We start from the raw sequence: 521 nt of genomic DNA on the forward strand, positions 1-521 counted from the left end.
GTCGTGCTCGGTCAGCGCTGCTTCGAGTTCCGTAACCGGCGTGCCGCTGCGCACGGTGATGACCAACTCGCTCGGCTCCTAGGTGACGATGCCGGCATTGGCGCGCATGTCCAGCACGTCCAGGCCCGACGGCGCGAACGGCTCGCCGTAGCCGGCCTTGCTGCCATGGCCCGCGATGCGCAGTTTGCGGCCGTCGGCGCCGGCGGCGCGAATCTGCTCGGCCAGCGCCGCGATGGCTGCATCGCCGTTGGCGACCTGGGCTTGCGCCATTAGAAGCGCTCCAGATCGGCGAACGGCAGCAGTCCGCGCTTGACATGCATGCGGCCGTATTCGGCGCAACGATGCAGCGTCGGAATGACCTTGCCGGGGTTCAGGATGCCCGCCGGGTCGAAGGCGCGCTTGACGGCGAACATCGCCTCGCGCTCGGCTGGCGAGAACTGCACGCACATCGAATTGAGCTTCTCGACCCCCACGCCATGCTCGCCGGTGACGGTGCCGCCCATGCGCACGCTGGTTTCGAG

2 protein-coding genes are annotated in these 521 nt (G+C 68.3%); both read right to left on the bottom strand.

All coding sequences use genetic code 11. The features are described 5' to 3' along the window. Nucleotides 1-78: 78 nt before the first annotated feature. The gene (locus tag N2041_RS14805; protein ID WP_297679404.1) at nucleotides 79-270 is read right to left on the bottom strand and encodes a hypothetical protein; all 192 of its coding nucleotides are present in this window, start codon (nucleotides 268-270) and stop codon (nucleotides 79-81) included. Continuing rightward, nucleotides 270-521, bottom strand: a 252-nt coding sequence (locus tag N2041_RS14810; RefSeq protein WP_297679406.1) for an FAD-linked oxidase C-terminal domain-containing protein, incomplete at its 5' end; no start/stop codon positions are given. The genes N2041_RS14810 and N2041_RS14805, both read right to left, overlap by 1 nt.

Source organism: Tepidiforma sp. (genome assembly GCF_026419595.1).
Classification (GTDB): Bacteria; Chloroflexota; Dehalococcoidia; order Tepidiformales; family Tepidiformaceae; genus Tepidiforma.